Annotated in this window: 1 rRNA gene; it reads right to left on the reverse strand. The window is 56.4% G+C overall.

The features are described 5' to 3' along the window. Positions 1-913, reverse strand: a 23S ribosomal RNA gene (locus ACLU3S_RS37010); the annotation flags it as partial.

The raw sequence follows: 913 nt of genomic DNA on the forward strand, positions 1-913 counted from the left end.
AATGACACGACTTCGGCGGTACGCTTGAGCCCCGCTACATTGTCGGCGCGGAATCACTAGACCAGTGAGCTATTACGCACTCTTTCAAGGGTGGCTGCTTCTAAGCCAACCTCCTGGTTGTCTGTGCGACTCCACATCCTTTCCCACTTAGCGTACGCTTAGGGGCCTTAGTCGATGCTCTGGGCTGTTTCCCTCTCGACCATGGAGCTTATCCCCCACAGTCTCACTGCCGCGCTCTCACTTACCGGCATTCGGAGTTTGGCTAAGGTCAGTAACCCGGTAGGGCCCATCGCCTATCCAGTGCTCTACCTCCGGCAAGAAACACACGACGCTGCACCTAAATGCATTTCGGGGAGAACCAGCTATCACGGAGTTTGATTGGCCTTTCACCCCTAACCACAGGTCATCCCCCAGGTTTTCAACCCTGGTGGGTTCGGTCCTCCACGAAGTCTTACCTCCGCTTCAACCTGCCCATGGCTAGATCACTCCGCTTCGGGTCTTGAGCGTGCTACTCCATCGCCCTGTTCGGACTCGCTTTCGCTACGGCTACCCCACCCGGGTTAACCTCGCAACACACCGCAAACTCGCAGGCTCATTCTTCAAAAGGCACGCAGTCACGAGAATGTGCAAGCACACTCCGACGCTCCCACGGCTTGTAGGCACACGGTTTCAGGTACTATTTCACTCCCCTCCCGGGGTACTTTTCACCATTCCCTCACGGTACTATCCGCTATCGGTCACCAGGGAATATTTAGGCTTAGCGGGTGGTCCCGCCAGATTCACACGGGATTTCTCGGGCCCCGTGCTACTTGGGTGTCTCTCAAGCAAGCCGCTGACATTTCGGCTACGGGGGTCTTACCCTCTACGCCGGACCTTTCGCATGTCCTTCGCCTACATCAACGGTTTCTGACTC

The organism is Streptomyces sp. AF1A, from assembly GCF_047340315.1.
GTDB lineage: Bacteria > Actinomycetota > Actinomycetes > Streptomycetales > Streptomycetaceae > Streptomyces.